Here is a 2,294-nt window from a genome sequence, read left to right as displayed (position 1 = left end):
GGGCCAGCCCCAGCCGCGCGGCGGGGCTGTTCGGCAGCACGGCGTTGATGCGCACCCCGTTCCCCTGCGCCTCCTGCACGCGCAGGCCCCAGCGCCGCTCGGCCAGTCGTTCCGCCATGTCCTGCGTGAACACGGCGGGGGTCATGCGCAGGGTGGCCGTCCTGCCTTCGCGCAGCAGGCCCACCTCCAGCGTGTCGCGGTGGGTGTAGTTGCGCAGCAGCATGATGTAGGCGTCCTTGTCCGCCACGGGGTTGCCGTTGACGGACACCAGCACGTCGCCCGGGCGCAGCCCGGCTTTCGCCGCCGGGGTGCCCTGCTGCACCTCGGTCACCAGCATGCCGGAGGCCCGCTTCAGCCCCAGCCACGCCGCCGTGCGCTGGTCGATGTCCTGCCCCAGCACGCCCAGCCACACCGGGTCCACCCGGCCCTGGCCCAGCAGTTCCTCGACCACGCGGCGGGCCTTGTCCACGGGAATGGCGAAGCCGATGCCCTCGCCCTTGGCGTAGACCGCCGTGTTGATGCCGATGAGCTCGCCCGCGATGTTCAGCAGCGGGCCGCCGCTGTTGCCGGGGTTGATGGCCGCGTCGGTCTGGATGAGGTCGGTGATCATGCCCTGCTCCACCTTGATGGAGCGGCCAAGGGCCGAGACCACCCCGGTGGTCACGGTGTGCGCGAAGCCGAAGGGGTTGCCGATGGCGATGACCGTCTCGCCGGGCATCAGGTCGGACGAGGTGGCCATCTTCACGGCGGGCAGGTTCTGCGCGCCGGGCACGCGCAGCACGGCGATGTCGAAGTCGGTGTCCGACCCCAGCAGCTCGGCGTCCAGCGATCGGCCATCCAGCAGGTGCACGGCGATGCCCGTGGCCCCGGCGATGACGTGGGCGTTGGTGAGCACGATGCCGGGATGCCCGCCATCCGGGTTGATGATCACCCCGGAACCCAGGCTGCGCCGGGTCTGGCGCTGGGTGGGCAGGCTGGGGAACATTTCGCGCGCGGCCTCGTCGTCCATCAGGCCGGGGAAGGGATTGAAATTGCGCTCCACCACCCGGGCGGTGGTGATGTTGACCACGGCGGGGGCCACGGCGCTGACGGCGCGTACCACCGGGGTGAGGCGCGGGCTGTTGTCCGGGATGCCGGGGGGCAGGGCGGGCGAGCGAGGCGTGGGCACGGTGATGGCAGCACGTCCCGGCTGCGACGATACCGGCTGGTCCGCCTGCAACGGCGCGGGGGGAGAGTCCGCGGCAAGGGCGGCGCGGGGCGAAAGCGGATGATACGCGGCGGGCAGCGCCACGAAGGCGATGGCGACGGCCAGAAGGGGCAAAATGGTACGGGCCGCACGGGCCGCGCCCCTGACGATACGGATGCCGCAACCCGTGCGCCGGGGCGACATGTCGTGGCCGGGCAGCAGTCTATGGATGAACATCATGGGTGCCCCCTGAAATTCGCGATTTTCGCACGCATCACTATGCGGCCTGCGGCGGGCGTCGGCAAGGGGGCAGGGGCAAAGTGGCAAGGGAACGAGACGGCAGGCGGGCGCGAAGCAGGGTGGTGCAGGGGCAGCCCATGAAGCTGCAACGTCGTGCGCACCGGAGGCCTTACGTTCGCTGCCGCATGACGCACGACGCATCGCGCCTGAGTGGCGCGGGAGTGAGGCAGAACCGCCTGCGCGGCGGCAACCTTGCCCCGCCCCGCCCGTTCGCCGCCGCACGCCGTTCTCCGGCTTGCCTTGCCCGGCCCGTGGCGCTACCGTGCGCCGGTTCGCGTTCCACATCGACATTCCGGGGGTTCCCATGCCGTCTCCGTCTCCGCAGCTTCTCGACCTCATCGCCGCCATCGACCCCGTGGACCACGGCCACGACCCCGTCGGGCAGGCCCATCTGGACAACCTGACCAAGCCGCGCGGCAGCCTGGGCCGTCTGGAAGACCTGGCCCTGCAGCTGCACCGCATCCAGGGCGGCGCGCGCCCGCTGGCCGTCGACCCGGCGCGCATCTTCACCATCGCGGGGGACCACGGCGTGGCCGCCGAGGGCGTCTCGCTGTTTCCGCAGGAAGTGACCCGCCAGATGGTGCTCAATTTCCTGAACGGCGGCGCGGGGATCAACGTGCTGTGCGCCACCGCGGGCATCGACCTGCGCGTGGTGGACGCCGGGTGCCTTGGCGACGACTTCGACCCGCACCCGCAGCTCATCCGCCGCAAGGTGGCCCCCGGCACCGCCAACATGACCCACGGCCCGGCCATGACCCGCGAACAGTGCGAGGCCGCCCTGCTGCTGGGCGCGGACCTTGCCGCGCAG

At 71.5% G+C, this 2,294-nt stretch carries 2 protein-coding genes; one reads left to right on the top strand and one right to left on the bottom strand.

The genetic code is table 11. The annotated features are described in order from the left end of the window. On the bottom strand, positions 1 to 1,426 hold a 1,426-nt coding region (locus tag FVW20_RS12925; protein WP_196609941.1), incomplete at its 3' end, for a S1C family serine protease. A 364-nt stretch (positions 1,427 to 1,790) separates the two neighbouring features. Here FVW20_RS12925 and FVW20_RS12920 point away from each other — a divergent pair. Beyond that, on the top strand, positions 1,791 to 2,294 hold a 504-nt coding region (locus tag FVW20_RS12920), incomplete at its 3' end, for a nicotinate-nucleotide--dimethylbenzimidazole phosphoribosyltransferase (RefSeq protein WP_196609940.1).

The sequence above is a fragment of the Nitratidesulfovibrio oxamicus genome (genome assembly GCF_015731765.1).
Classification (GTDB): Bacteria; Desulfobacterota; Desulfovibrionia; order Desulfovibrionales; family Desulfovibrionaceae; genus Cupidesulfovibrio; species Cupidesulfovibrio oxamicus.
Note: the sequence above shows the minus strand (reverse complement) of the source record. Positions and strands in the feature narration are given on the sequence as shown.